Origin of the sequence: Sphaerisporangium sp. NPDC005289, from assembly GCF_040607455.1 — a bacterium.
In the GTDB taxonomy this organism is placed as follows: Bacteria; Actinomycetota; Actinomycetes; order Streptosporangiales; family Streptosporangiaceae; genus Sphaerisporangium; species Sphaerisporangium rhizosphaerae.
The window spans coordinates 1-23,789 of sequence record NZ_JBEXGS010000032.1 but is presented as its reverse complement, the minus strand read 5'-3'; the positions used below and the strand labels follow the sequence as shown (position 1 = coordinate 23,789).

Here is a 23,789-nt window from a genome sequence, read left to right as displayed (position 1 = left end):
GTTGATGACGGCGACTGCGTGCCGCCGATGGCCGGCGAGACCTACCCGGCCGCGGTGACCGGGTAGAACCGCCGGTCACGTGATCAGGGTCGTGTCCACTTCTGGTTGTTCTGGCCGGTGCACGACCAGATCTGGACCTTGGTGCCGTTGGCGGTGCCGGAACCGGAGACGTCCAGGCACTTGTTCGCGCCGACGGCGATGATGGTGCCGTCGGAGTTGAGGCGCCACTTCTGGTTGTTCTGCCCGTTGCAGTCCCAGATGATCACGGGCGTGCCGTCGGCGGTGCCGGCGCCGTTGACGTCCAGGCACTTGTTGCCGTAGACCCGCAGCTCGTTCGCGTTGGTGGCCGCCCATTGCTGGTTGGCGCCGCTGTTGCAGTCCCAGATCTGCAGCTGGACGCCGTTGGTCTGGGAGGCGCCGTTGACGTCCAGGCATCGGCCCGAGGCCACGCCCCGGATCGTGGAGCCGGGCGATGTGCTGCCGGCGGGCCGAAGGTGCAGGCCGAACTCGGCGATGCCGGGGGCGGCCCGGGAGCCGGTGATGCGCAGCCTGACCCGGCTGGTGGTGACCGGGGCCGGCAGGCGGATCAGCTTCTTGTGGCCGATCGTGGTATCGGCCGCGATCTGGGTCCAGGCGGTGCCGTTCCAGGAGTCCACGGCGAACGACCTCGTGCGCTGGCCGATGCGCAGGTCCTCCTGGGTGGAGATGACATCGAAGGTCCGCGAGGAGGGCAGGGTCAGCACCAGCGCGCCGGTGGTCCCGGTCGGCTGCCAGGAGGTGTCGAGGTCGCCGTTCACCGCCAGGTCGGGGGTGTGCCCGGTGGTGGCGGAGGTGCCGCTGTCGTTGGCCGCGCCGGCGCCGCTCGCGAGATTGGTGGCGAAGGTCGAGGACACGATGGCGCCGAACTGGGTCAGGGTGTCCACCGCCGTCTGGTCCAGCAGCCCCTGCCGATTCGGGGAGAGGTTCAGCAGCATGTTGCAGTTGCGTCCCACCGACGCGTAGTACATCTCGAGCAGCTCGCTCGGGGGTCTCCAGGTCTCGCCGGGCTGCCAGAACCAGTTGTGGCGGGCCGACAGGGTGCCGTTGCACTCTCCGGGGAACCATCGCAGCATGTTCCACGCGCTGGTCCCGTCGGCTTTGCGCTGGGACAGCACGCCGTCGCTGCCGAGATCACTGGCGCCGTTGCCGCCGGGCACGCCCAGCACCGAGTCGGCGCCGGTCGCGGGATCGCCGGTGGCTGGCACGACCGACCATTCCGAGGTGCGCGCGTAGCCGTTCTCGTTGCCGACCCAGCGCACGTCCGGCCCGCCGTCGTTCTCCATGACCGCGTTGGGCTGCAGCGTGCGGACCATGGTGGCCCAGTCCTTGAAGTTGTAGGGCTGGGTGCGGCCGGTCGGGTTGGCGCCGTCCCACCACAGTTCGTCGATGCCGCCGTAGCGGGTCAGCAGCTCGTACAGGGTGTTCTCGAAATAGGCGTTGTAGTCGTCGGAACTGAAGCGGAACGTCACTCCGTTGACGACCTCCGAGGAGTCGGCGGGGATCGTCACCTGCCTGGAGGCGCTGCCGTTGGCGAACCGCCCGCCGGACAGGTTCTCGTGCAGGTCGGCGGGCGACACGTACAGACCGGCCTTCAGCCCGTACTTGTGCATGGAATCGGTGAAGCTCTTGACCACATCACCCTGTCGGCCGGACCAGGAGGACGACGCCACGCCGAAGTTGCTGTACTTGGAGGGGAAGAGCAGAAAACCGTCGTGGTGCTTGGCGGTGAGGATGGCCCCCTTGAACCCGGCGTTCTTGATCGAGGCGGCCCACTGGTCGGTGTTGAGACCGGTGGGCTGGAAGGCGTTCGGGTCCTCGGTGCCGGTGCCCCACTCTCTGCCGGTGAAGGTGTTGATGCCGAAGTGGAGGAAGTTGTACTGCTCCAGCCGCTGCCAGGCCAGCTGGCGCGGCGCCGGCACGACATCGGCGGCCTTCGCGATGATCGTCGCGGGTGAGTCCGACGCCGACACCGGCGCGACCTGCACCGTGGCGGCGTAGGAGGCGTCGGCCGGTGCCAGGGCGACCGCGACCAGGCCGAGAACCGACATCACACTGAGCGCTCTTCTGACAAGAGTGCGCATCATCGGCGCGAACGTACGCCGATCCGCAGTCCACATGTGTGGTCCTTTCTTCGACGCGCGGATGTTCGGTGGGCCCGGGAGGTGAGCCCTGGGAGGTGAGCCGAGGAGAGGCCTGCGGTACGGCAGGCACGGACGGTCATGGACGCAAGCGCGCCTCACGGAATCGATTCGATGGCGTCGGCGCCACGATCACCGTGGACCGCCATGGTGTCAAGGAGTCCCGCTGCGGTGAGGTCGTCGCCCGGTGCGGCCGAAATAGCGCGCCACAGCGGCGCTTCACGGCTCAGGGACGGTCGGAGCTCTCCGATTCGAACGAAATTTTCTCGGTCAACGATCTGAAAGTTTCAGCTCGATGCGCCCTGAGCCCGGTGAAGCCGGCCCGCCGGTCACTGATCGGCCGGCGAGGAGGTGCTCTCCCGAACCGTCAGGGTCGTGGCCAGCTCGAGGCCGGTCTGCGGCGTCTCCTCACCACGCCCCAGGGCGAGCGCCAACTCGGTGGCGGCGGCGGCCATCTCGGCGAGCGGCTGGTGGACGGTGGTCAGTGGAGGATCGACGAGCGCGGCGACGGGCAGGTCGTCGAAGCCCACCACGCTCACGTCCGCCGGTATCCGCAGCCCCAGCTCACGGGCGGCCTGGTAGACGCCGAGCGCCTGCAGGTCATTGCAGGCGAAGATCGCAGTGGGTCGCTCAGGTCCGCTCAGCAGGCCGAGCGCGGCCACACGTCCGCCCTGTGTGGTCAGCTCGGCGCGTACGACGAGGTCGGTGTCCACGGTCAGGCCCGCGGCCTCAAGGGCCGAGCGATAGCCGTCCAGCCGGGCACGGCAACACAGGATCCGGTCATGTCCGGCGATCATCGCTATGCGGCGGTGTCCCAGTTGTACGAGATGGCGGGTCGCCGACCGGCCTCCCGCCCAGTTGGTCGCGCCGACGTACGGGACGCCGTCCGGCAGTTCGATCGTGGGGTCGAAGACCACGAACGGGATGTCCTTGGCCCGCAACTCGTCACGCTGCTCCTGCGACAGTTGGGCGACCGTGACGACGCAGGCCGGGCGGCGGGCCAGCGTGTCGCCGATCGGATGTCCCGCCGGATCCTGCGGCGGCCCGAACTCGGTCAGCACGACTCCGACGCGCTGTTCACGGGCCACCCGCTCGACGCCGCGGATGATCTCCATGCCCCACATGTCCTCGAGCTCACCGAAGACGAGCTCCATCACGTTCCTGCGGTTGGTCTTGCGGTAGCCGTACTCGCTGATCAGCGCCTCGACACGGGCGCGGGTGTCGGCGGCCACGCCGGGACGGCCGTTGATGACCTTGGACACGGTCGGGATCGAGACTCCGGCCGTCTCCGCGATGTAGGAGATGGTCACGGGGCGGGTCGGGTCGCCTTTCTGGTGCTCCGGGTCGCTGACGGGTCCGCCCGACTCGGCGTAGGACAACCTGGCCCCTTTCGTCATCGCCCCCGCGGTGAGCACCGCGCGAAGGCCCGTTCACGGCGCAAGGATAACCCGTCGCCCACGACGGCGACTTGCGCGTTCAGGTCGAGGATCGACCCCGGCCGGCCGGCCTGGGGCGGGATGGGACGCGGGGCGGCCGTCATGCGCACAGTGGCTTTGAAACATTCAGGGAGACGCGGCGCACAACTTTCTGCACATCCAACGGCGCCAAGCCGGCATCGACCACAAAGGCAATGGTCATCGAGTCATCCGACCGCTTGACGGTCGGGCGAGGTGGAGGGTTCAGGTTTCCGGGCCGCCCGTGTAGGTCGGCGGCGCCGATGGCGGGTGGACGGAGACATGGTCGACCCCTACTTTATGTTTCTGGATATTCGGCCAAGAACTTTCCACACTCAAGGTGGTTCGGCGGTTGGAGCCGACCGCTCCTCATCGAGCGACCGCCGATCGGCGCCGTTGAAGGCTGACGCCATCGAGGGAGAGCAATGAAACTGCACAGCTTGCGGGGGGTCCGCCTGCGGATCGGGGCGGTCCTCGCCGCGCTGACCGCGCTCGTGCCGACGGGGATGATGACGGCCGTGAGCGCGAACGCCGCCGCGGGCTGCGGCGTCACCTACACCGTCTCATCACAGTGGCCAGGCGGATTCACCGCGAATGTGAGCGTTAACAACCTGGGTGATCCCATCAACGGCTGGAAGCTCGCGTGGACCTTCCCCTCGGGCCAGCAGGTCACCCAGGCGTGGAACGCGACGGTCACCTCCTCCGGAGCGCAGGTCACCGCGGCGAACGTCAGCTGGAACGCGGCCATCGCCACCAACGCGACGGTCTCGTTCGGCTTCAACGGGTCGTGGTCCAGCGCCAACACCGCGCCGACGTCCTTCACGCTGAACGGGGTCAAGTGCACCGGCGGAGTGGCCAGCCCCTCACCGTCGCCCTCGCCCAGTCCGTCACCGTCGGCTTCGCCGTCGCCCAGTCCGTCGCCATCGCCGTCACCTTCGCCCAGTCCGTCGCCATCGCCATCGCCATCGCCATCGCCATCGCCGAGTCCATCACCCTCGCCGCAGCCGGGTGACGCGATGGCCACCGTGGCCGCCATGCAGCCCGGCTGGAATCTGGGCAATACCTTCGACGCCATCCCCGACGAGACCTCGTGGGGCAACCCGCTCACCACGCAGGCCATGCTCCACCAGGTGCGCTCCCAGGGGTACAAGAGCATCCGGATCCCGATCACGTGGAGCAACCACCACGGCGCGGCGCCCGACTACACCATCGACTCGGCGTGGCTGAGCCGCGTCCGTCAGGTCGTCGACTGGTCTCTGGCCGAGGGCCTCTACGTGCTGATCAACCTGCACCACGACTCCTGGCAGTGGATCAACACCTACCCCACCGACTCCACGACGGTGATGAACCGCTACTCCGCCCTGTGGCGCCAGATCGCCGGCACCTTCCGCGACTACTCCCCGAAGCTGCTGTTCGAGAGCATCAACGAACCGCAGTTCGCCGGCACGTCCGACGACGCCCAGGGCGATCAGCTGACCAACACGCTCAACACCGCGTTCGTCCGCCTCGTACGCCAGACCGGCGGAGCCAACGCCACCCGTGTCCTGGTGCTGCCCACGCTGCACACCAGCAGCGAACAGCCCCGCCTGGACGCGCTGAGCTCCACCTTCACCGCTCTGCATGATCCCAACCTCGCCGCGACGGTCCACTTCTACGGCTGGTGGCCGTTCAGCGTGAACATCGCCGGCGGCACCAAGTACGACAGCAACGTCGAGCAGGACCTGACCGCTTCGTTCGACCGGGTCCGCACCACGTTCGTCTCCCGCGGCATCCCGGTGATCATCGGGGAGTGGGCACTGCTCAGCTATGACTACACCCGCCCGGGCATCATCGAGCGCGGCGAGTTCCTGAAGTACATCGAGGCCGTGGGGTACAACGCCCGCGCCCGCAACCTCACCACCATGCTCTGGGACGCGGGCTCGTTCCTGGACAGGAACCAGTTGCGATGGCGGGACCAGGGCGTGTTCGACATGATGAAGGCGAGCTGGACCACCCGCTCCGGCACCGCCTCCTCCGACCAGGTGTACGTGCCCCACACCGGCACGATCCCGAGCCGGACGCTCACGCTCAACCTCAACGGCACCACGTTCCAGGGGTTGCGGCAGGGCAGCACCGCTCTGACCCAGGGCACCGACTACACCGTGTCGGGCACGACGTTGACGCTCACGTCGGCGGCGCTCACCCGGCTCGCCGGCAACCGGGCGTACGGGGTGAACGCCACGATCGAGGCCCGTTTCTCCCAGGGCGCGCCGTGGCAGATCAGCATCATCTCCTCCGACACCCCCACGCAGACCGCCGCCACCGGAACAACGTCGTCCTTCGCGATTCCCACCCAGTTCCGCGGTGACCAGCTCGCCACCATGGAGGCCAAGTACGCCGACGGCAGCGGGGCCGGACCGGCCAACTGGACGTCGTACAAGGAGTTCTGGAGCTCTTTCCAGCCCGACTACAGCGCCGGCACCATCCTTCTCAAGCCCGAGTTCTTCGCCGAGGTCAACGACGGCCGCGTCACCCTCACCTTCCACTTCTGGAGTGGAAAGCAGCTCACGTACTACATCACCAAATCCGGCACCACCGTGACCGGCGGCACCAGCTGACGATCCGCACGAGCGGGTGCCGTGGCCATGCGGGCACGGCACCCGCCGAACCCTGTCGGGATTCCCCGCCGGCACGGGACGGCTCTTGCGAGCGAGTTCTCCGGCTGTCACCTCGCCGTCGGGCTGAAGCCAGAGCACTGACCGCCTGAGCGATCGGGCGCGGAACGCCGTCCGGTGCACCGCCCGTCCATGCGGTGCACCGGCCGCGAGCGTGTGATCGCGGCACCAATCGAATCGATACGACAACTCTGTCACGAGGAGCCGACATGTCCCCCGTCAGACTGTCGCGGCTTCGCAGACGGGCCGCTCTGGCCGGTACCGCTCTGCTCGCCGGGGCCCTGCTCACGATTCCCTCCGCGACGGGCACGGCCGAGGCCGCTCCCGCCGTCTACGAGCCCACATGGGCGTCAGTGGACCAGCATCCGGCCGCTCCGGAATGGTTCCAGGACGCGAAGTTCGGCATCTACTGGCATTGGGGTGCCTTCGCCACGCCTGAGTACGGCACCGAGTGGTACCCCCGCACCATGTACATCAACGGCTCGAACGAGAACAACCACCACAAGAGCGTCTACGGTGACCCCTCGGCGTGGCCGTACAACAACTTCATCGACGGCGCGCGTGACAAAGCCGGCAACTGGGTGCAGTTCGCGCCGAAGCTCACGTCACAGGGCGGCAACTTCGACCCCGGCGAGTGGGCGCAGCTGGTGGCCGACTCCGGGGCCAAGTTCGCCGGGCCGGTCGCCGAGCACCACGACGGCTTCTCCATGTGGAACAGCCAGGTCAACGAGTGGAACTCGGTCGCCCGGGGGCCCAAGCTGGACCTGGTGCAGCTGTTCGCCGACGCGATCCGCGCCAAGAACCTGAAGTTCCTGGTCACGTTGCACCATCTGTACAACTTCACCGGCTACTACGACCACGTGCCCACGCAGCCGACCACCACGTTGAAGAAACTGTACGGGCAGCTCGGCTCGGCCGCGGAGCAGCAGCTGTGGTACGACAAGCTGAAGGAGGTCGTCGACAAGTACCGGCCGGACATGATCTGGCAGGACGGCGGCCTCTATCTCGTCGACGAGTCCAAGCGGCTCAATTTCCTTTCGTACTACTACAACCAGGCCAACGCGTGGGGCAAAGAGGTCGTCGCCGCCTACAAGGACGGCTTCAACACCAATGGCGAGATGTTCGACTACGAGCGCGGCGGCCCCGCCGACATCCGTAATCCCTACTGGCTGACCGACGACGCCGTCAGCAACCCGTCCTGGTCCTACACCAACGGGATCTCGTACTACAGCTCGGCCGCGCTGCTCCATGCGCTGATCGACCGGGTGAGCAAGAACGGCAACATGCTGCTCAACATCTCCCCCAGGGCCGACGGTTCGATCCCGCAGACACAGAAGGACCTGCTGAACGCCATCGGAACCTACCTGCGGCGCAACGGCGAGTCGGTCTACTCCACGCGCGCCTGGACCACCTACGGCGAAGGGCCGACCAAGATGGGCGGCGGCAGTTTCGTGGAGCCACGGGCCGGCACGGCACAGGACATCCGCTACACCCGTAGCAAGGACAACACCGTGCTGTACGCCACCGTACTCGGCTGGCCGGGCTCCGCCCTCAACCTCGCCTCGCTGGCCGGTGGGCGGATGGATCTGTCGAACCTGAGCAAGGCCGAACTGATCGGCAACACCGCCGGCACCTACATCAACCTGCCCAACCGCACCCAGGACGCCGCCGGCCTGCACATCGGCATGCCGAGCCAGCCGTACTCGGCGCCGGCGTACGTGGTGAAGCTGACCTTCAACGGGCCGATGAAGACCCCTTCCGTCACGGCCGGTCCATTGCGCAACGTCAACGCCGCCAGATGCCTGGACGTCGCCGGCGCCTCTCAGGTCAACGGCGCGCAGGGGCAATTGTGGGATTGCAACGGCCAACCCAACCAGCAGTGGACGCCGACCTCCGCCAAGGAGCTCAGGGTCTACGGCAACAAGTGCCTGGACGCCAACGGCCAGGGGACGGCGGACGGCACCCAGATCGTCATCTGGGACTGCAACGGCGGGACCAACCAGCAGTGGACCCTCAACACCGACGGCAGCATCACCGGCGTGCAGTCCGGCAAATGCCTGGACGCCAACGCCGCCGGCACCGCCAACGGCACCAAGGTGATCCTCTGGAGCTGCCACGGTGGCAACAACCAGAAGTGGACCCGCAGCTGATCTTGTTGCCAGGGCCGACGACACCGGCGACGGCCGCTACCAGAGCATCAACCGCGGCACCGGCACCGCTCTGGACGGCATGGGCAACACCTCCGCCGGCTCCACCGCCGGCATGTGGACCCCCAACACCAGCACCAACAACCTCTGGACCATCACCGCCACCTGACGCCCGGTGAGGGGGCACGGCGATCACCGGCGTCTCGGCCGGCCCACGATACAGTTCCCCCCTGGTCGGACGCTCCAAGAACTATTTCAAAGCCCCGGCGCCGGGAGGTGGCCGACGCACATGGTGAAAATTTCACGCCTTGTGGGCGGACATGTACGAGCAGATATCCGGCGTATCTCCCGGCTGAGGTACGGAGCCGGGTCGCTCGGCTGAACTTCCTCGGCATCGGCAATAGAGGGGGACGTTGACGCTCGCGATCCGCCCCTCTTAGCATCTGACGGCTCACGCCTGACCTCTTCAGCCCGGTGGCAGGCGTCTTTCACCGGCCGAAAGAATGGAGTGCTCGACACCCGTTTGTTAGCGCTAACAGCATTCAGTCGAGAATCGGGGCCGCCCCGGCGAAGGCTTCTGTAACGAGTCGGTCGCCGGAGGTTCGGCGGTTCGAGAATGGAAAGGCCTGACATCTTGAGCAGATTCTCTTTTCTCCGGCCCGGCTCTCGCCGCCTGGCCGGCGCGTCGGTCGCCGCCGCGACCGCCGTCGTGATGATCGGCGCGGTCGTGCCCGCCGAGGCGGCGACGACATTGAAGGCGGCGGCCGAAGCGAAGGGCCGGTACTTCGGCACCGCGCTGACGCGGGGAGACCTCGGCATCAGCAGCGAGATCGCTCTTGCGGCGGCGCAGTTCGACATGGTCACGCCGGGCAACGAGATGAAGTGGGACGCCACCGAACCCTCCCGCGGCTCGTTCAACTTCGGCGCCGGCGACCAGATCGTGTCCTTCGCCCAGTCGCACGGCATGCGGGTGCGCGGGCACACGCTGGTGTGGCACGCCCAGCTCCCCGCCTGGGTGAGCGGCCTGGCGACGAACCAGGTGCAGGGTGCGATGGAGAATCACATCACCAACGAGGCCACCCACTACAAGGGCAAGGTGTACTCCTGGGACGTGGTCAACGAACCGTTCAACGAGGACGGCACCCTGCGCCAGGACGTCTTCACCAGGGCCATGGGCAACGGCTACATCGCCGACGCGCTGCGCACCGCGCACGCGGCCGACCCCAACGCCAAGCTGTACATCAACGACTACAACATCGAGGGCATGAACGCGAAGAGCAACGGCATGTACTCGCTCGCGCAGTCGCTGCTGGCCCAGGGCGTGCCGCTGAACGGCATCGGGTTCGAGAGCCACTTCATCGAGGGCCAGGTCCCCTCGTCCCTGCTGGCGAACATGCAGCGCTTCGCCGCCCTGGGCCTCGACGTCGCCGTCACCGAGCTCGACGACCGCATCCAGATGCCGGCCGACAACTCCGAACTGCAGCAACAGGGCACCGACTACGGCACGGTCGTGAACGCCTGCCTGGCGGTCCCCCGCTGCGTGGGCGTCTCCCAGTGGGGCGTGGACGACGGCCACACCTGGATTCCCGGCACGTTCCCCGGCTATGGCGCACCCATGATGTGGGACGCCAGCTACCAGCCCAAACCCGCCTATAACGCCGCCCTCAACGCCCTCAACAGCGCCCCCACCCCCACCCCCACGCCGACTCCGACCCCCACTCCTACCCCGACGCCAACTCCCACCCCGACGCCCACGCCCACGCCCACGCCGACTCCCACTCCCACGCCGGTTCCGGGGGCGTGTTCGGCGACGGTCGAGACCACCAACAGCTGGCCGGGCGGGTTCCAGTCCACGGTGACCGTCCGTGCGGGCGGTTCGCCGGTCAACGGCTGGACCGTGAAGTGGACCTGGCCCGGCGGACAGACCATCAGCAGCCTGTGGAACGGCACCCAGACCGTATCGGGCTCCACCGTGACGGTCCGCAACACCTCCTACAACGGCACCATCGCGGCGGGATCCTCCACCACCTTCGGCTTCACCGCCAACGGCACGGCCGCCACCCCCACCGCTACGTGCACCAGCCCCTGACACCGATCGGCGACATCACTCATCGACGTCGGAAGCACCCCGCGCCATGCGGATCAGGAACCACCGAACCACCTGACGATCACCATGACGGGTGCCGCGTCCGAAGGGCGCGGCACCCGATCGCTCGCCGGGCGAGGACCGCCGATCACCTCGGCGCCCGGCCCCGCCCACGAGCCGGGACACCTCGGCTCTGGGACGGACGGGCCGTAACTCTCAAGCCGTTTCCGTCGACCGGCGCGAGGCGGACCGACCCGCTCCGGCGGCGGAAAGCGCGCGGCGGGGCCGGTCAGACCGGAAGCGGGTGGACGTCGACGATCCGTTCGAAGAAGAACTCGTGCTTGAGGAAGGAGACATCGTATTCGTGGCCTGGGTAGGGCGGGATCAGCTGGGCGGCCTGGATGAGCCGCCAGCCGTCCAGCAGAGCCGCGATCCCCGACTCGTACGGCGGCTCGTCGCTGTCGCCTGTGGTCGGAGAGGTACGGCCGGTGCCGTCGTACCGCGCCCAGCCGACGACATGGGAGTCCAGGGCGGAGTTGGCCAGATACAGCACCAGCACCTGCTGCCGGAGCACCGGGGTGCGAGTCGGCGTGTCCGTCATGCCGTGACCTCTTCCGGGCGGTTGGAGACCCTGGTCACCCAGTAGTCGATGTCAAAACGGTCGTCGCCGGTCAGCGCCCGCCAGAGCAGGACGCGGTTGTACCGCTCCAGCCGGCCCGTCGCCGGCTCGTACCAGGGGAACGTCGCGTCCAGTTCCGCGACCACCCGCGGATCGTCCAGGTCCGAGGTGTCCCACAGGCGCCGCTGACGCACCGTCGGGTTGAAGCGGATCTTGAGCATGTAGCGGGCGATGCCGCTGGAGTTGCGCCGGCCGCCGTGCCACAGCCCGTGGTGCAGAAACACCACCGTGCCGGCGGGGCAGACCAGCCGGTCCTGGCCGCGCAGGTTCTGATAGCGGCCGGTGTCGGATTCGTTGATCCGGCGCAGGTGACTGCCGGGCACGCTGAGGGTTCCGCCCATCTCCAGCGTCACCGCCTGCGGGTAGTACATGAGCTGCACGTCGAAGGCGTCCGGCCGGACGTCGATGATGGCGTCGCCGTGCAGCGGCTGCGCGTCCCCGCCGCCGGGTTCGCGGACGTGCACGAAGTGGTGGTCCACCGTCGGCTCAGGGCCCACCAGGCTGCGCAGTGCCCCCGCGACCTGCGGAATCCTCAGCAGTCGGCGGACGAACGAACCTTCCGCGTAAGCCTCGGACAGGGGTGTGCCGAAGGGCACCTGCGGCACGCCGTCCGCCAGCACCGCCAGCCCCTCGGCGTTCATCTCCGCCGGCACCACCGCGTCCAGGCGCAGTGACCCGCGCGCCACGAAGCGCGCCATCTCGACCGAGCTGAGCAGGGCTTGCCTGTTCCTCATGGCCGCCACTCTAGGCGCGAACCACGGCCCATCAGGTGGGCCCCGTTCACCCTCAAGTGGTTGATTCTCACCATCTGCGGCTTGTGGTACAACATGCCGGTGCACTCCGTCCTCGCGCATCTCGACGAGCCCCCCGCTCTCGCCGCCGTCGGCATCGGCGTACACGGCCCGGCGGGCCACGTGGACGTGTTCTCGCTGCCGGACCTGTGGCAGTTGCACCTTTACAGCTATGAAGCGGACCTGACGCTGAACGGCACCGCACACCTGATCCGCCCCGGCCGGGTCAGCCTCATTCCGCCCGGCACGCAGGTGCGTTATCACTACCGGGGGCGCTCCGAGCACCTCTACGTGCATCTGTGCCTGAAGCCGGCCGGCTCGCCGGCCCGCATTCCGGTGATCCAGGACGCGGGTGCCGAGCTTGCCGCTCTCACGGCGCAGCTTCGTCAGGCGTTGGCCGCCTGGCCGCACACTCCGGCACGAGCGGCCGCCGAGGTGTGGGCCGCCCTGTGGCGGGTCGCCCATCTGGCCCCGCCGAAGGCCCGGAGCACGCAGACGGTTCACCCCGCGGTCGCGACGGCGCTGTCGCTGATAGAGACCCGGATGGCGGAGCCGCTGACGGTTGCGGAGATCGCGAAGGCCGCGGGCGTCTCGCACAACCACCTGACCCGGCTGTTCCGCGCCACCACGGGGGAGACCGTGGTCGGATACCTCCGTGTCCGCCGCATGGAACGGGCACGCCATTTCCTGCGTGCCACGACTCTGTCCATCCCCGCGGTCGCGCTCTCCGTCGGCATCCCCGACCTGCAGGCGTTCAACAAGGCGTGCCGCCGCGAACTCGGGGCCGGTCCGCGCAGCATCCGCGCCGCCCAGCCTGTCATCGGCGGTACCCCGATCAATTCTGGCTAGACCGACTTGGCCATCTCGCGGCAGGCCGTGCCGCGCCGAACTCCCGCTCGGCCGCTCAGTCCTTCGGCGGCGCCGTGCTCTCGCGGATCGTAAGGGTGGTCGCGATCTCCAGGCCGACCTGCTGAGTCGGCTCCCCGCGGCCAAGAGCCAGGGCCAGCTCCGTGGCCGCGGCCGCCATCTCGCTGAGGGGCTGGTGGACCGTGGTCAGCGGAGGGTCCACCCATCCCACGACCGGGAGATCGTCGAAGCCCACCACGCTCAGGTCCCCGGGGATGGACAGTCCCAGCTCGCGAGCCGCCTGGTAGACGCCGAGCGCCTGCAGGTCGTTCGCGGCGAAGATCGCGGTCGGCCGGTCGGGCCTGGAAAGGAGCTCACGCGCCGCCGCACCCCCATGTTCGCGCGTGAGAAGGGTGCGGACCAAGAGCCCGGGATCGGCGGGGACGTCGGCCGTGGCCAGTGCGGAGAGATAGCCGGCCGTTCGGGCCCGGCAGAACGTATGATCCGGGCCGCTGATCATCGCGATGCGGCGATGTCCCAGTTCGAGCAGATGGCGGGTGGCCGCCTGGCCGCCTCGCCAGTTGGTGGTGCCCACGAAGGGCACATCGTCCGGCAGTTCGTCGATCGGATCGAAGACGACGAACGGGATCCCTTTCGTCTTCAGCTTCTCGCGTTCGGACGGCGACAACTGCGCCACCGACAGGACGCAGCGAGGGCGGCGGCCGACCGTGTCGTCGATGGACATCGCTGGCGTGTCATGGAGGCCGAGCTTCGAGATCATGACTCCGACGCGATTCTTGCGGGCCACCTGCTCGACGCCGCGGATGATCTCCACGGCCCACATGTTCTCCAGCTCGCGGAACACGAGCTCCACGACGTTGCCCCGGCTGCCCGAGGGTCTGCGGTAGCCGTACCGGTTGATCAGTTCCTCGACACGGGCACGGGTCTGCCCCGAGACTCCCGACCGTCCATTCAGGACTTTGGACACCGTGGGGATCGAGACACCCGCGGACTCGGCGATGTAGGCGATGGTGACCGAACCGGGGGCCTCGCCTCGTTCGTCCTGCTCGTCCGCCGGCTCGCCCGTTCGGTTGTCCGTCACGTTAACCCTTCCTCATCCACGGTGGGCCGCGAGAACCGTACCGTCGGCGACGTGCCCAGATGGACGACGGGCCCAGAAAGACGAGGGGCGGCAGGCTCACAGCCAGCACCTCAAGGGAACTATAGAGCAAGCCTGGAAAAGTTTCTTGCCTGATCCCAGGCCCGCGCCCGTCCTCCGGCACCGGCCCGAGTCGCCCGCGAGCACCGACGCGGACAGGGGAAGCTGCGTGTTCGGCGGAACGGCACGGCCGCTCGGCGCCGGTACGACACGGCTTCCCGCAACGGAGTTCGATAGCACGGTTTCGCGAGAAACTTTCACCCGGGTTTCTGAGGAGCATGGCCCCGCTACTTCGGCTGACCGACGCCAGACCGGCCGGTGAAGGCGCTGTTCACGGCCTGCCCTCGTAGGCGAACCAGTCGAAATGGACCTCGCCGGTCGCGGCGTACATACCGATCACCCGGCCGGTGAAGCCGCCCGCCACCTCGGTGGACAGGTAACGGCCGTCTAGAGCGGCGAGCACCGTGAACGCGCCGTCCTCGGTCTCGATGCCGAACGAGAGCGTGTCCGGCCCGGAGCGGGCGTCCTTGGGCGGCAGGTCGTCCGCGTGAACGCCCAGTGCCAGCGGCCCGGCGGGCACCGCCCGCTCGGCCGCCACGGTGCGCAGCGAGCCGATGCGGGCGATGACGCGCACCCGCCCGTCGGCCGCCTCGATCTCGTAGTGGTGTCGCTCGTCGAGCCGGACGGCGAGGCCGCCGCTCCCCCGCGTGGGGTCGATCAGCGTGCGTGCGCGCCATCTCAGGTGCTGGACGCGGCGGCCGAGGAAGGCCACGTCGGCGTCGTCCAGGGATGCGCCTCGTGCACGGAGGGTCAGCCAGCCGGGCCGTTCCTTTGTGGTGCAGGAGTCCGCCGACCGGCTTCGCACGGAGATCCAGTACGGCCGAAGCTCGGCGAGGTCGAAGTCGTCCCTGCTCACCGCACCGGATCCGGCCGGTGCGCCGGAGACGAACTCGCCGACGACGGGCCAGGCGTCCACCCAGGTCACCGGGGCGAGGAAGGTCTCGCGGCCGAGGACGTGCCAGCCGGGAGTCCCCCCGCGTGGCCGTACTCCGAGCAGGACCATCCACCACGATCCATCACGGGCCTGGACGAGATCGGCATGGCCGGTGTTCTGGATCGGGTGGCCGGTGCTGCGGTGCGTCAGAATCGGGTTGGCCGGGCACGGCTCGAACGGCCCGCCCGGGCGGGACCGCGGGCGACCGACACGCCATGGCCGCGCTCGGTGCCGCCCTCCGCGATGAGCAGGTACCAGTACTCGCCGATCCGGTAGAGGTGCGGCGCCTCCGGGGCGGCGGCGCCAGGGGTGCCGGACCACAGCTTTCGCGGCTCCTCGGCCGTCCGTCCCGTCCACGGGTCGATACGGACCTGGCCGATCCCGGCGAAGGTGCACCAGCAGGCGCCGTCCTCGTCCCAGGCCAGATCGGGGTCGATGCCGGGCACGCCGGACAGCCGGATCGGGTCGGACCACGGTCCGGCGGGGTCCGTGGCGGTGAACAGCAGGTTGCCTTCGCCGTCGCTCACGTTGGTGACGGCCAGCCAGAACCGGCCGTCGTGGTGGCGGAGCGTGGGCGCGTAGACCCCGCCCGAGGAGGACGTGCCGGCAGGCAGGCGCAGCTGGCCGGGCCGCTCCAGCGCGTTGCCGATCTGCGTCCAGTGCACCAGGTCACGGCTGTGGAAGATGGGCACGCCGGGGAAGTACTCGAAACTGGAGCAGGCGAGGTAGTAGTCGTCGCCGACGCGGCAGACGCTGGGATCGGGATGAAATCCGGCGATGACCGGATTGGGGGTATGGTCTGACACCCCGTGGGTCCTTTCATCGGAGGCGAAGCGACACTGCCGACAGAGCGGTGACAGGGTCACGGTGAGCTGCCGGTCCCATCCGGCTCTTGCCTCAACACGGCACAGCCGCCCGGTGGCAGTTCGTCCACCGGTCCGTCCGTCAGCAGGTCGTGGCCGGGCCAGGGCAGGGCTACGGCCTGAGCCGTGTGGTTGATCAGGAACCGCCAGCGGCGGCCGTCGGCGGCGTGGCGGGTGACGGCTTCGACGCCGCGCGGCAGGCCGGGCGTCTCAGGGGCGACGCCGGCCTCGCCGAGCAGCCGGGTGATCAGTTCGGCGTAGCCGGTGTCGTCGAGGCGGGTGGAAAGATACCAACCCTGGCCGCCGCCGAAGCGGTGCCGGGTGAGGGCGGGCGCGCCGGCGAGCATGCCGTGGGTGTAGGCCGCGATCAGCTCGGCGCCTTCGGCGCGCAGCGCCTCGCTCCACACGCTCGCGCGGGCGCCGTCGGACAGGACGATCTGCTCGTCCCGCCGCAGTGGCCGGTACTCCTCGACACGGATGCCCAGCGCCTCGCGCAGCGGCGGCGCGGGGTAGCCGCCGAGGCGGGCGTGCGGGCGCTCGTCGACGGCACCGCTGAAGTGCTGGACGAGCAGCGTCCCGCCGCCCTGGACGTAGCGGCGCAGGTTCGCGGCGCCCGCGTCGGAGAGCAGGTACAGGGCGGGGGCGATGACGAGCCGGTAGCGGCCCAGATCGTGTGCGGGGTGGGCGAGGTCGGCGGTGACGCCGTTCTCCCACAGAGCCTGATGCGCGCGGCGCAGTGCGTCATGGTAGTCGAGATCCGGCGAGGGCAGGCCGTCGCCGTCCATGGCCCACCAGGCGTCGGCGTCGTGGAGGACGGCCGCCTGAGCGGTGACGGTCGAGCCCGCGAGCTCGCCCAGGCGGGCGACCGCTTCGCCGAGGGCCCGGACCTCACGGAAGATCCGGCTGTCGGCTCCCGCGTGCGGGACCATCGCCGAGTGCCACTGCTCGGCTCCCGCGCGGGACTGGCGCCACTGGAAGAACAGGGCGCCCTCCGAGCCGCGGGCGATGTGGCCGAGGGTGTGCCGCAGCATGTCCCCCGGCTCCTTGGTCAGGACCCGGTCGGTGTCGTACACGGTGCTGGTGCCCTGTTCCATCAGCAGCCACGGGCGGCCCCCCGCCAGGGACCGGGCCCTGTCGGCGCCGAAGGCGGTGTCGGCGGCGGCCCCCATGCCGGGCGCGCTGGGGTAATGGTCGATGGCGACCAGATCGACCTCGCGACCGAAGGCCCACAGATCCAGGTTCTGATACGCGGGGAGCATCAGATTGGTGGTCACCGGCCGGTCGCTGTGCGCGCGGATGGCGTCGCGCTGCTCCCTGTAGGCGGCCACGACCTCGTCGGACCAGAAGCGGTGGTAGTCCAGGCACTGGCCGGGATTGCGATGCCACTGGGTGGCCCGCGGCGGCAGCACCTGCTCCCAGGAGGTGTAGTGCTGACTCCAGAACGCCGTCCCCCACGCCTCGTTGAGGGCTTCGAGCGAGCCGTGCCGGGCGCGCAGCCATCTGCGGAAGGCGGCGGCGGCGTGGTCGCACCAGCAGAACGTGACGTACTCGTTGTGCACGTGCCACAGGACGACCGCCGGGTGGTCACCGAAACGCTGCGCGAGCGCGGCGGCGATGCGGCGGGAGGCCTTCCGGTAGGCCGGAGCGGCCAGGCAGTAGGTGTCACGACTGCCGTGGGTGAGGCGGGCGCCGTCCGGTCCCACCGGCAGGGCGTCGGGGTGGGCCAAGGTGAACCAGGGCGGCGGGGAAGCCGTGGGCGTGGCCAGGTCGACGGCGACTCCGTTGGCATGCAGGCGCTGGATGTGGGCGTCGAGCCAGGCGACATCGTAGTGTCCCTCCTCCGGCTCCAGTAGCGCCCACGAGAAGACCCCCACCGTGGCCAGGTTGACTCTGGCCACGCGCATCAGATCGTCGTCCTGCTTCCAGACGGGCTCATCCCACTGTTCGGGGTTGTAGTCGCCGCCGAAGGCGAGGCCGCCGAGCCGGGCGGTCAGCCTGTCTGCGGTCATGCCTGCTCCTGGAGGGTGCGAAGCCGCGCGCCGTCGCGGGGGAAGAGCGGGACGCGCTCGGCAGGCGGGGGCACCGGCCTGGGAAAACGGAAATGCGGCATGCGGAGGTGCTCCTAAGAGGGGTCGCTGAGACGGACGGGACCGGTGCTCTCGCGGACGGTCAGGGTGGGGGCGAGCAGCACGAGTTCGTCGTCCGGTCGCCGGCCGCGCACGGAGGCGAAGATGCGTGAAATGACCTGTTCGACGGCGATGCGGCCGAGCTCTTTCGCGGCACCGGTGACCGCCGTGAGGGCCGGCGCATACTGATCGGCCAGGCGCTCGGGGCACAGAGCGATCACCGACGCCTTGTCGGGAACGATTCGCCCGCGGGTCCGCAGCAGGTGGAGCAGCGGCCCGAGCGCTCGTTCGTTCTGCACCACGAAACCGGTGGTGCCGGGCCGGTCGCACAGGATGTGGCCCAGCGCGCCCGCGGTGCTCTCGTAGGTCCCCTCGCAGGAACTGTGCAGAAACCGCATTCGGAGCTCTTCGGCACGCGCGCGGAACCCCGCGAGCGTGCGCTCGGCGTATCCCGCGCGCCGCCGGTAGATGCCGGTACCGTAGCCGATGAAAGCGATCTCCCGATGGCCCAGCCCGGCCAGGTGATCCACGCACAGGGCGCCCGCGGCGGAGAAGTCGTGGTCGACGCACGACAGCCCGGCCGGGTCGTCGGGCAGGCCGATGAGCACCGTCTGGGTGCGCAGCTCGCCCAAGGTGGAGATGCGTTCGTCGCCCAGCTCCACGTCCATGAGGATGACGCCGTCGGCCAGGCCGCTCGCGGCCAGCCGGCGGATCCCGTCAGGACCCTCGTCGTTGGTGATCAGCAAGACGTCGTAGCCGTGCTTGCGGGCCGTCATGGTGACGTAGGTGGCTATCTCCATCATCACCGGCACATACACGTCGGTGCGCAATGGCACCACCAGCGCAATGATGTGCGAGCGTTTACTGGCCAGCGCCCGGGCGCCGGCGTGGGGGTGATATCCGAGCTCGGCCACGAAATGCTCGACGCGGCGCCTGGTCTCGGCGGACACCGGGCGCTTGCCGCTGAGCACGTAACTGACCGTGCTCGTGGAGACGCCCGCCACCCTGGCCACATCGCGTATGGTCACCGTACGGTTCATCCCTTGATGGCGCCCGTCAGCACACCGGTGCGGAAATGCTTCTGCATGAAGGGGTAGACGATCAGGAGCGGCACCAAGGTAAGCACCACCACCGCCATCTGCAGCGACAGAGGAGCGGTCTGCGCGTGTGCCATGCCGAAGCCGGAGTTGACCGTGCCAGGCAGGCCGACGCCACGATTGACGTAGGTCAGCAGCACGTACTGCAGCGGCCACTTCTCGCTCTCCGTCGGCATGTAGAGCATGACGTTGAAGAAGGAGTTCCAGTAGCCGACGGCGTAGAACAACGCGATCACTGCGGTCACCGCCCGCGAGGTGGGCAGCACGACGGACCGGAGAATGCGCCAGTCTCCCGCCCCGTCCATCCTGGCCGCGTCGATCAGGTCGCCGGAGGTCTCGGCGTAGAAGGAGCGGAGCACCAGGATGTTGAAGACCGAGACCGCACCCGGCAGGATCAGCGCCCACCACTGGCCGTAGCCGCCCAACCCGGTCACGACCAGGAAGGTGGGGATCAGGCCACCGCCGACGAACATCGTGACGATCAGCAGCACCAGGACGAAGCGGTGCCCGAGGGAGTGCGGCCGGGACAGGCCGTAGGCGCACAGGATGGACACGACCATGGACAGCGCCGTGCCGATCACGGTGATGCCGAGGCTCACCACCAGTGCGGTGCGCACGGTGGGGTCGGTCAGCATCTCCCGGTAGGCCTGAAGGCTCAGGCCGTCCGGCCAGACCACCAAGCCGCCGGCCCGGTTGATGGCGCCGGGTGTGGACAGGCTGGTCACCACGATGATCCACAGGGGGCCCAGCACGAGCGCCAGGACACCACCGAGGGTGACGCCCTTGGCGGATCGACCGGTGATGGTCGGGGGTTCCTGCCAGGGCGGGCGTGAGGTCCTCCGCGCCCGGGGAGTCGCCGCTGCGGCGGTCCTGCCTCTTTCGATGGTGAACACCTTGGTCATTTCCGGTACAACCCGTCCTCGCCGAAGAAATGCGCCAGCTTGTTGGCGCCCCAGATGAGCAGGAGGGAGATCACGCTTTTGAAGAGACCGGCCGCCGCGCCGAAGCTGTAGTTGCCCGTGGAGATGCCGTAGTAGAAGGAATAGGTGTCGAGCACCTCCGCGGCCTCATGGCCGACCGCCGCGCGCTGGATGAGGAACTGTTCGAAGCCGACCGAGAGCGCTCCACCGAGCCTGAGCACCAGCATCAGCACGATCACTCCACGCAGGCCGGGCAAGGTGATGTGCCACATCCGCCGGAAGGGCCCGGCGCCGTCCACGGCCGACGCCTCGTAGAGGCCGGGGTCGATGGCGGCCAGCGCGGCCAGGAAGACGATGATCCCCCAGCCGGCCTCCTTCCACACGCCCTGGAAGGTGACCAGCAGCGCGAAGGTGTCCGCGTTGGTCATCACGTCCCAGGTCTGCAGGTCGTGCGAGCGCAGGAACTGGTTGAGCGCGCCGGCGCCGCCCAGCATCTGCTGGAAGACCGTGATGACCAGCACCCATGAGAAGAAGTGCGGCAGATAGACGACGGACTGGATGAAGTTGCGCACCCGCTCGCTGAGAACCGAGTTGAGCAGGATCGCCAGCACGATCGGGACGGGGAAGAACAGGACCAGAGAGACGAAGCTCAGGTACAGCGTGTTGTTCAGCGCGCCCCAGAACAACGGGTCTGCGAAGATCGCACGGAACTGCTCGAAGCCGGCCCAGTCGCTGCTCCAGATCCCGATCAGCGGGTCGTAGTACTGGAAGGCGGTGACGACCCCGACCATCGGGACATAGTTGAAGATCAGCAGTAGGACGACCGCGGGTATAACCATGATCAGCACGGTCCGGTCGCGCCGCAGCTTCTCCCGCAATGTCAGAGACGCTCTCAGCGGGCCGGGCGTGCTCACTGACCCGTGCCGTACTTGTTCAGCACGTTGTCGGTCATCCACTGCTTGAGCCGGTCACCGCCGCCGGCCTTCCAGGTGGCGATGGCGGCCTGCACGTCGGAGGGCTTCTTCTTGCCGTGGTAGCAGTCCTTGATGGTGTCCTCGACCGCCTGCGCGGCACTGGCCGACGCCAGTTGCTGAGGCATGCTGATGTTCATGTTCCAGAAGACCGGCTTGTACAGAGCGTTGACATTGGCGGCCTCCCAGGCGGCGTAGTCCCTGGTGATGGAGTCGACGCCGGGGTTGCTGAGCACCGAGGGCGGCGAGGCCAGGAAAGGGAAGGTCTGCGCCTGGACGAACTTCTTGCCGTCCTCGGTCGCGGTCGGCACCCCGTCCTTCATCGTGTGATGGACGCCTTCGACACCGTAGTTGACCAGCGTGTACTCAATAGAGCCGAACGGAGCGGCCAGGTAGTTGGCGACCGCCAGCAACTCCTCGATCTGCGCCGGCTTGAGGTTGATGTTGAGGTAGCTGATCATGCTCGTGGAGGCGCCCATGAACATGCGGGGCCGGCTCGTGCCGTCGGCGGCGATGTAGTCGAAGGTGCCGCGGCGGTAGTTCTTGTCGGCGGCGGTGCCCGACTGATGGTCGGTCAGGTTCCACGTGCCGAGACCGCCACCGTGCATCAGCACCTTTCCCGCATAGAAGCGGGTGGCGTCCTCCCGGCCGGCGATCGCGTCCGGGTGGAGGTAGCCGGCCTTCGCCAGCCTGTAGTGCCAGTCGAGTGCCTCGAGGAACTGCGGCAGCTCGTACTTGTGGACCAGCTTGCCGCCTTGGACGTCCCAGCCCGAGGGGATGTTCCAGGCGATGGAGAGGTAGGTCCACACATCGTCGAAGGCCCACACGCCGCGCTTGGCGTCGGTCAGCTCCTTGCCCAGGTTCATCAGGTCGTCGGCGGACTTGACCTGGTCGGCGGTGATGCCCTTCGCGTCGAAGACGTCGCGCCGGTAGAAGATGGCGCCGGGGACGGCGAAACCCGTGGAGAAGCCGGGGATGCCGTAAAGCTTGTCGCCCCACGCGCCGGCCTGCCACGCGCCGGTGGGAAGGGCGGCGAGGTTGGGATACTTCTTGATCTTGTCGCCGGCCAGGTAGGGCGTCAGGTCGGCGAGCTGGGTTCCGGCCAGTCCGCCGAGGTTGAAGTTGGAGTTCCACCAGTTCGGCAGCTGGATCCAGTCGGGTAGCCGCTTGGCGGCCGTCATCGTCGGGATGATGGTGGCGTAGTTGTTGCCGTCAGCGGGCTTCATGTTGAGCGTGACGCCCAGGGCCTTGTTGACGGCCTCGTAGAAGGAGTTCCCCGCCGGCGGCACCGTTCCCCAGAGCGGGGTGACGGCGGTGTAGACACTGCCCTTACCCGGAACTCCGCTGACAGTGGCGATCCGGTTGGACGGGTACTTCAGAAAGCCGGGATCGGTCGCGGCTCCCGCGCCCCCCGTCACTGACGGAATGTCCGGCGTGACGGCGGTGCTGGGCACATGGGCCGGAAGCGCCGCCTGCAGTCCCGTCTTGGTGTTCGTTCCGGTCTTCTGCCGGGGTGCGCCGCTGCAGGCGGCGAGCAGCGGAGCCATAGCCGCGGCACCGATGAAGGCTCTGCGATTCAACTCGAGTCGCATGGGGGGATCTACCCTTCGAGGTCGTCGAAGCGCTTCTATGTTGCCGCGAGACTAATGACATGTTTCAAGGCGACACAAGGGCAACTTTGTGCGAAAGTTTCTCTCCGCTGATCGTTGACACCCCAGCGGGCTCGTGACAGCGTCGACGCGCTTCGCCAACCCCCTCCACCGAGCCTTCAGAGGTCGGACACATGAGCTCAACATCTCCACCCGCCGCTGATCTGCGGACATGTCCCGCAGAAGGTAGGACGTAAGGTCCTTGCCGAAGTCCGTCCACTGCTCGAACATGTGATCCATGGGGCGCGACCGCGCGACCTGGCGTGTTCTTGAAAGTTTCAGTGGGCCGGCGTGGCAATGACCGTTGACGGAGGCTGCCGGCCATTCCGGGCTCAAGAGCGACCACGACACTACAAATCAGCCCTGTAGGGCGGTGACCTACGAAACGCGACAGGTGCAGACACGGCGCCCGTGCGAAACGCCGCGTCGAACCGATTCACAGATCCCGGTACGGCTCTGGCAGCGCGGATCCGCGCCGGGATTGATGGAGGCTCTGATGTGCCTCGGGTTCCGTGGGGTCGGCTTGGTCGGCTGTCCTGCCGGCCAGGTATTTTCGGAGGGCGGCGGGATCGACATCACCGAGGCGCATGGGCTCGGTGGGGTGCTGTGCGCAGCGCCGCCGCCACCGGCTATGCGACCAAGCAGGGCCGACGACGGCCAGGGCGGCGGCCGGCGTGGCGGCCGATGGGACGCCGCGCCGGCCGCCACGCGTGAATCCGAGCGTCAGGTGCCTGTGCGAGAGTGATACCTGGTGAACGCCGCGTTCGGCCGCTCGGCGGATCAGGTGGTCCTGATCAGTTGCGCAGGCTCCATTGCTGGTTGGATCCGCCGTTGCAGGCCCAGAGGATGAGTTTGATGCCGTTGGCGGTGCCGGCCGCGTTGGCGTCGAGGCACAGGCCGGACTGCACTCCGGTGATGGTGCCGTTGGAGTTGACATTCCACTGCTGGTTGGTCTGGTTGTTGCAGTTCCAGGTGATCACCTGGGTGCCGTTGGCGGTGCCCTGCCCGTTGGCGTCCAGGCACTTGTTGCCGTACACCTGCAACTGCTTGCCCGAGGTGGAGGTCCAGCGCTGGTTGGTGGCGCTCCCGCAGTCCCAGATCTGCACCTGGGTGCCGTTGGTGGTGCTGGAGTTCGGCACGTCGACGCACCGGCCCGACTGGCCGCCCACGATCTGG

At 68.3% G+C, this 23,789-nt stretch carries 18 protein-coding genes and 1 pseudogene; 6 read left to right on the top strand and 13 right to left on the bottom strand.

The genetic code is table 11. The features are described 5' to 3' along the window. Window positions 1–83: 83 nt before the first annotated feature. Window positions 84–2,123 carry an alpha-L-fucosidase gene (locus tag ABZT47_RS36400; protein WP_354852453.1) on the bottom strand — a complete coding sequence of 680 codons (2,040 nt, stop codon included), beginning with the start codon at window positions 2,121–2,123 and terminating at the stop codon, window positions 84–86. Between the two features lie 383 nt (window positions 2,124–2,506). After that, the gene (locus ABZT47_RS36395) at window positions 2,507–3,574 is read right to left on the bottom strand and encodes a LacI family DNA-binding transcriptional regulator (RefSeq protein WP_354852451.1); all 1,068 of its coding nucleotides are present in this window, start codon (window positions 3,572–3,574) and stop codon (window positions 2,507–2,509) included. Between the two features lie 482 nt (window positions 3,575–4,056). On the opposite strand from ABZT47_RS36395, the pseudogene ABZT47_RS36390 reads away from it, so the two are divergent. The 5 genes and pseudogenes from ABZT47_RS36390 to ABZT47_RS36370 form a co-directional block, all read left to right on the top strand. Then, window positions 4,057–4,413 (top strand): annotated as a pseudogene (locus ABZT47_RS36390) (cellulose binding domain-containing protein); the annotation flags it as partial. 234 nt (window positions 4,414–4,647) lie between these two features. Further along, on the top strand, window positions 4,648–6,228 hold the full coding sequence (locus ABZT47_RS36385) for a cellulase family glycosylhydrolase (RefSeq protein ID WP_354852552.1): 1,581 nt from the start codon (window positions 4,648–4,650) through the stop codon (window positions 6,226–6,228). A gap of 266 nt (window positions 6,229–6,494) precedes the next feature. Further along, window positions 6,495–8,435, top strand: a complete 1,941-nt coding sequence (locus ABZT47_RS36380) for an alpha-L-fucosidase (protein WP_354852449.1) — start codon at window positions 6,495–6,497, stop codon at window positions 8,433–8,435. Then, window positions 8,404–8,601, top strand: coding sequence for an RICIN domain-containing protein (locus ABZT47_RS36375; RefSeq protein WP_354852447.1), 198 nt, complete (start codon window positions 8,404–8,406; stop codon window positions 8,599–8,601). The genes ABZT47_RS36380 and ABZT47_RS36375 overlap by 32 nt, the downstream gene beginning before the upstream one ends. A 465-nt stretch (window positions 8,602–9,066) precedes the next feature. Further along, a complete protein-coding gene (locus ABZT47_RS36370; protein ID WP_354852445.1) occupies window positions 9,067–10,521 on the top strand; it encodes an endo-1,4-beta-xylanase in 1,455 nt (484 codons plus the stop codon). 286 nt (window positions 10,522–10,807) lie between these two features. Here ABZT47_RS36370 and ABZT47_RS36365 read toward each other — a convergent pair whose 3' ends face one another. Continuing rightward, window positions 10,808–11,119 (bottom strand): hypothetical protein, encoded by a 312-nt coding sequence (locus ABZT47_RS36365; protein WP_354852443.1) that lies wholly within the window; start codon window positions 11,117–11,119, stop codon window positions 10,808–10,810. After that, on the bottom strand, window positions 11,116–11,931 hold the full coding sequence (locus ABZT47_RS36360; RefSeq protein WP_354852441.1) for a phytanoyl-CoA dioxygenase family protein: 816 nt from the start codon (window positions 11,929–11,931) through the stop codon (window positions 11,116–11,118). The genes ABZT47_RS36365 and ABZT47_RS36360 overlap by 4 nt, the downstream gene beginning before the upstream one ends. Before the next feature lie 60 nt (window positions 11,932–11,991). On the opposite strand from ABZT47_RS36360, the gene ABZT47_RS36355 reads away from it, so the two are divergent. Beyond that, window positions 11,992–12,837: a helix-turn-helix transcriptional regulator gene (locus tag ABZT47_RS36355; RefSeq protein ID WP_354852439.1), complete on the top strand. Its 846-nt coding sequence runs from the start codon at window positions 11,992–11,994 to the stop codon at window positions 12,835–12,837. 55 nt (window positions 12,838–12,892) lie between these two features. On the opposite strand, the gene ABZT47_RS36350 is transcribed toward ABZT47_RS36355, so the two are convergent. From ABZT47_RS36350 to ABZT47_RS36310, 9 genes are all read right to left on the bottom strand, one after another. After that, a complete protein-coding gene (locus ABZT47_RS36350; RefSeq protein WP_354852437.1) occupies window positions 12,893–13,936 on the bottom strand; it encodes a LacI family DNA-binding transcriptional regulator in 1,044 nt (347 codons plus the stop codon). Between the two features lie 388 nt (window positions 13,937–14,324). Next, window positions 14,325–15,137 (bottom strand): family 43 glycosylhydrolase, encoded by an 813-nt coding sequence (locus ABZT47_RS36345; RefSeq protein ID WP_354852550.1) that lies wholly within the window; start codon window positions 15,135–15,137, stop codon window positions 14,325–14,327. Continuing rightward, on the bottom strand, window positions 15,134–15,793 hold the full coding sequence (locus ABZT47_RS36340) for a glycoside hydrolase family 43 protein (RefSeq protein WP_354852435.1): 660 nt from the start codon (window positions 15,791–15,793) through the stop codon (window positions 15,134–15,136). Before ABZT47_RS36340 ends, ABZT47_RS36345 begins: the two co-directional genes overlap by 4 nt. Before the next feature lie 56 nt (window positions 15,794–15,849). Beyond that, complete coding sequence (locus ABZT47_RS36335) at window positions 15,850–17,859, bottom strand: beta-galactosidase (protein ID WP_354852433.1); 2,010 nt, start codon at window positions 17,857–17,859, stop codon at window positions 15,850–15,852. Between the two features lie 113 nt (window positions 17,860–17,972). Then, window positions 17,973–19,004 (bottom strand): LacI family DNA-binding transcriptional regulator, encoded by a 1,032-nt coding sequence (locus ABZT47_RS36330; RefSeq protein WP_354852431.1) that lies wholly within the window; start codon window positions 19,002–19,004, stop codon window positions 17,973–17,975. Between the two features lie 8 nt (window positions 19,005–19,012). Then, entirely contained in the window at window positions 19,013–19,975 is a 963-nt protein-coding gene (locus ABZT47_RS36325) for a carbohydrate ABC transporter permease (protein ID WP_354852429.1), read from the bottom strand. Then, entirely contained in the window at window positions 19,972–20,832 is an 861-nt protein-coding gene (locus ABZT47_RS36320; RefSeq protein WP_354852428.1) for an ABC transporter permease subunit, read from the bottom strand. Before ABZT47_RS36320 ends, ABZT47_RS36325 begins: the two co-directional genes overlap by 4 nt. Window positions 20,833–20,903: 71 nt before the next feature. After that, on the bottom strand, window positions 20,904–22,511 hold the full coding sequence (locus ABZT47_RS36315; protein WP_354852426.1) for a hypothetical protein: 1,608 nt from the start codon (window positions 22,509–22,511) through the stop codon (window positions 20,904–20,906). Window positions 22,512–23,407: 896 nt separating this feature from the next. Continuing rightward, window positions 23,408–23,789: ricin-type beta-trefoil lectin domain protein (locus ABZT47_RS36310; protein WP_354852424.1), on the bottom strand; the 382-nt coding region annotated here is incomplete at its 5' end.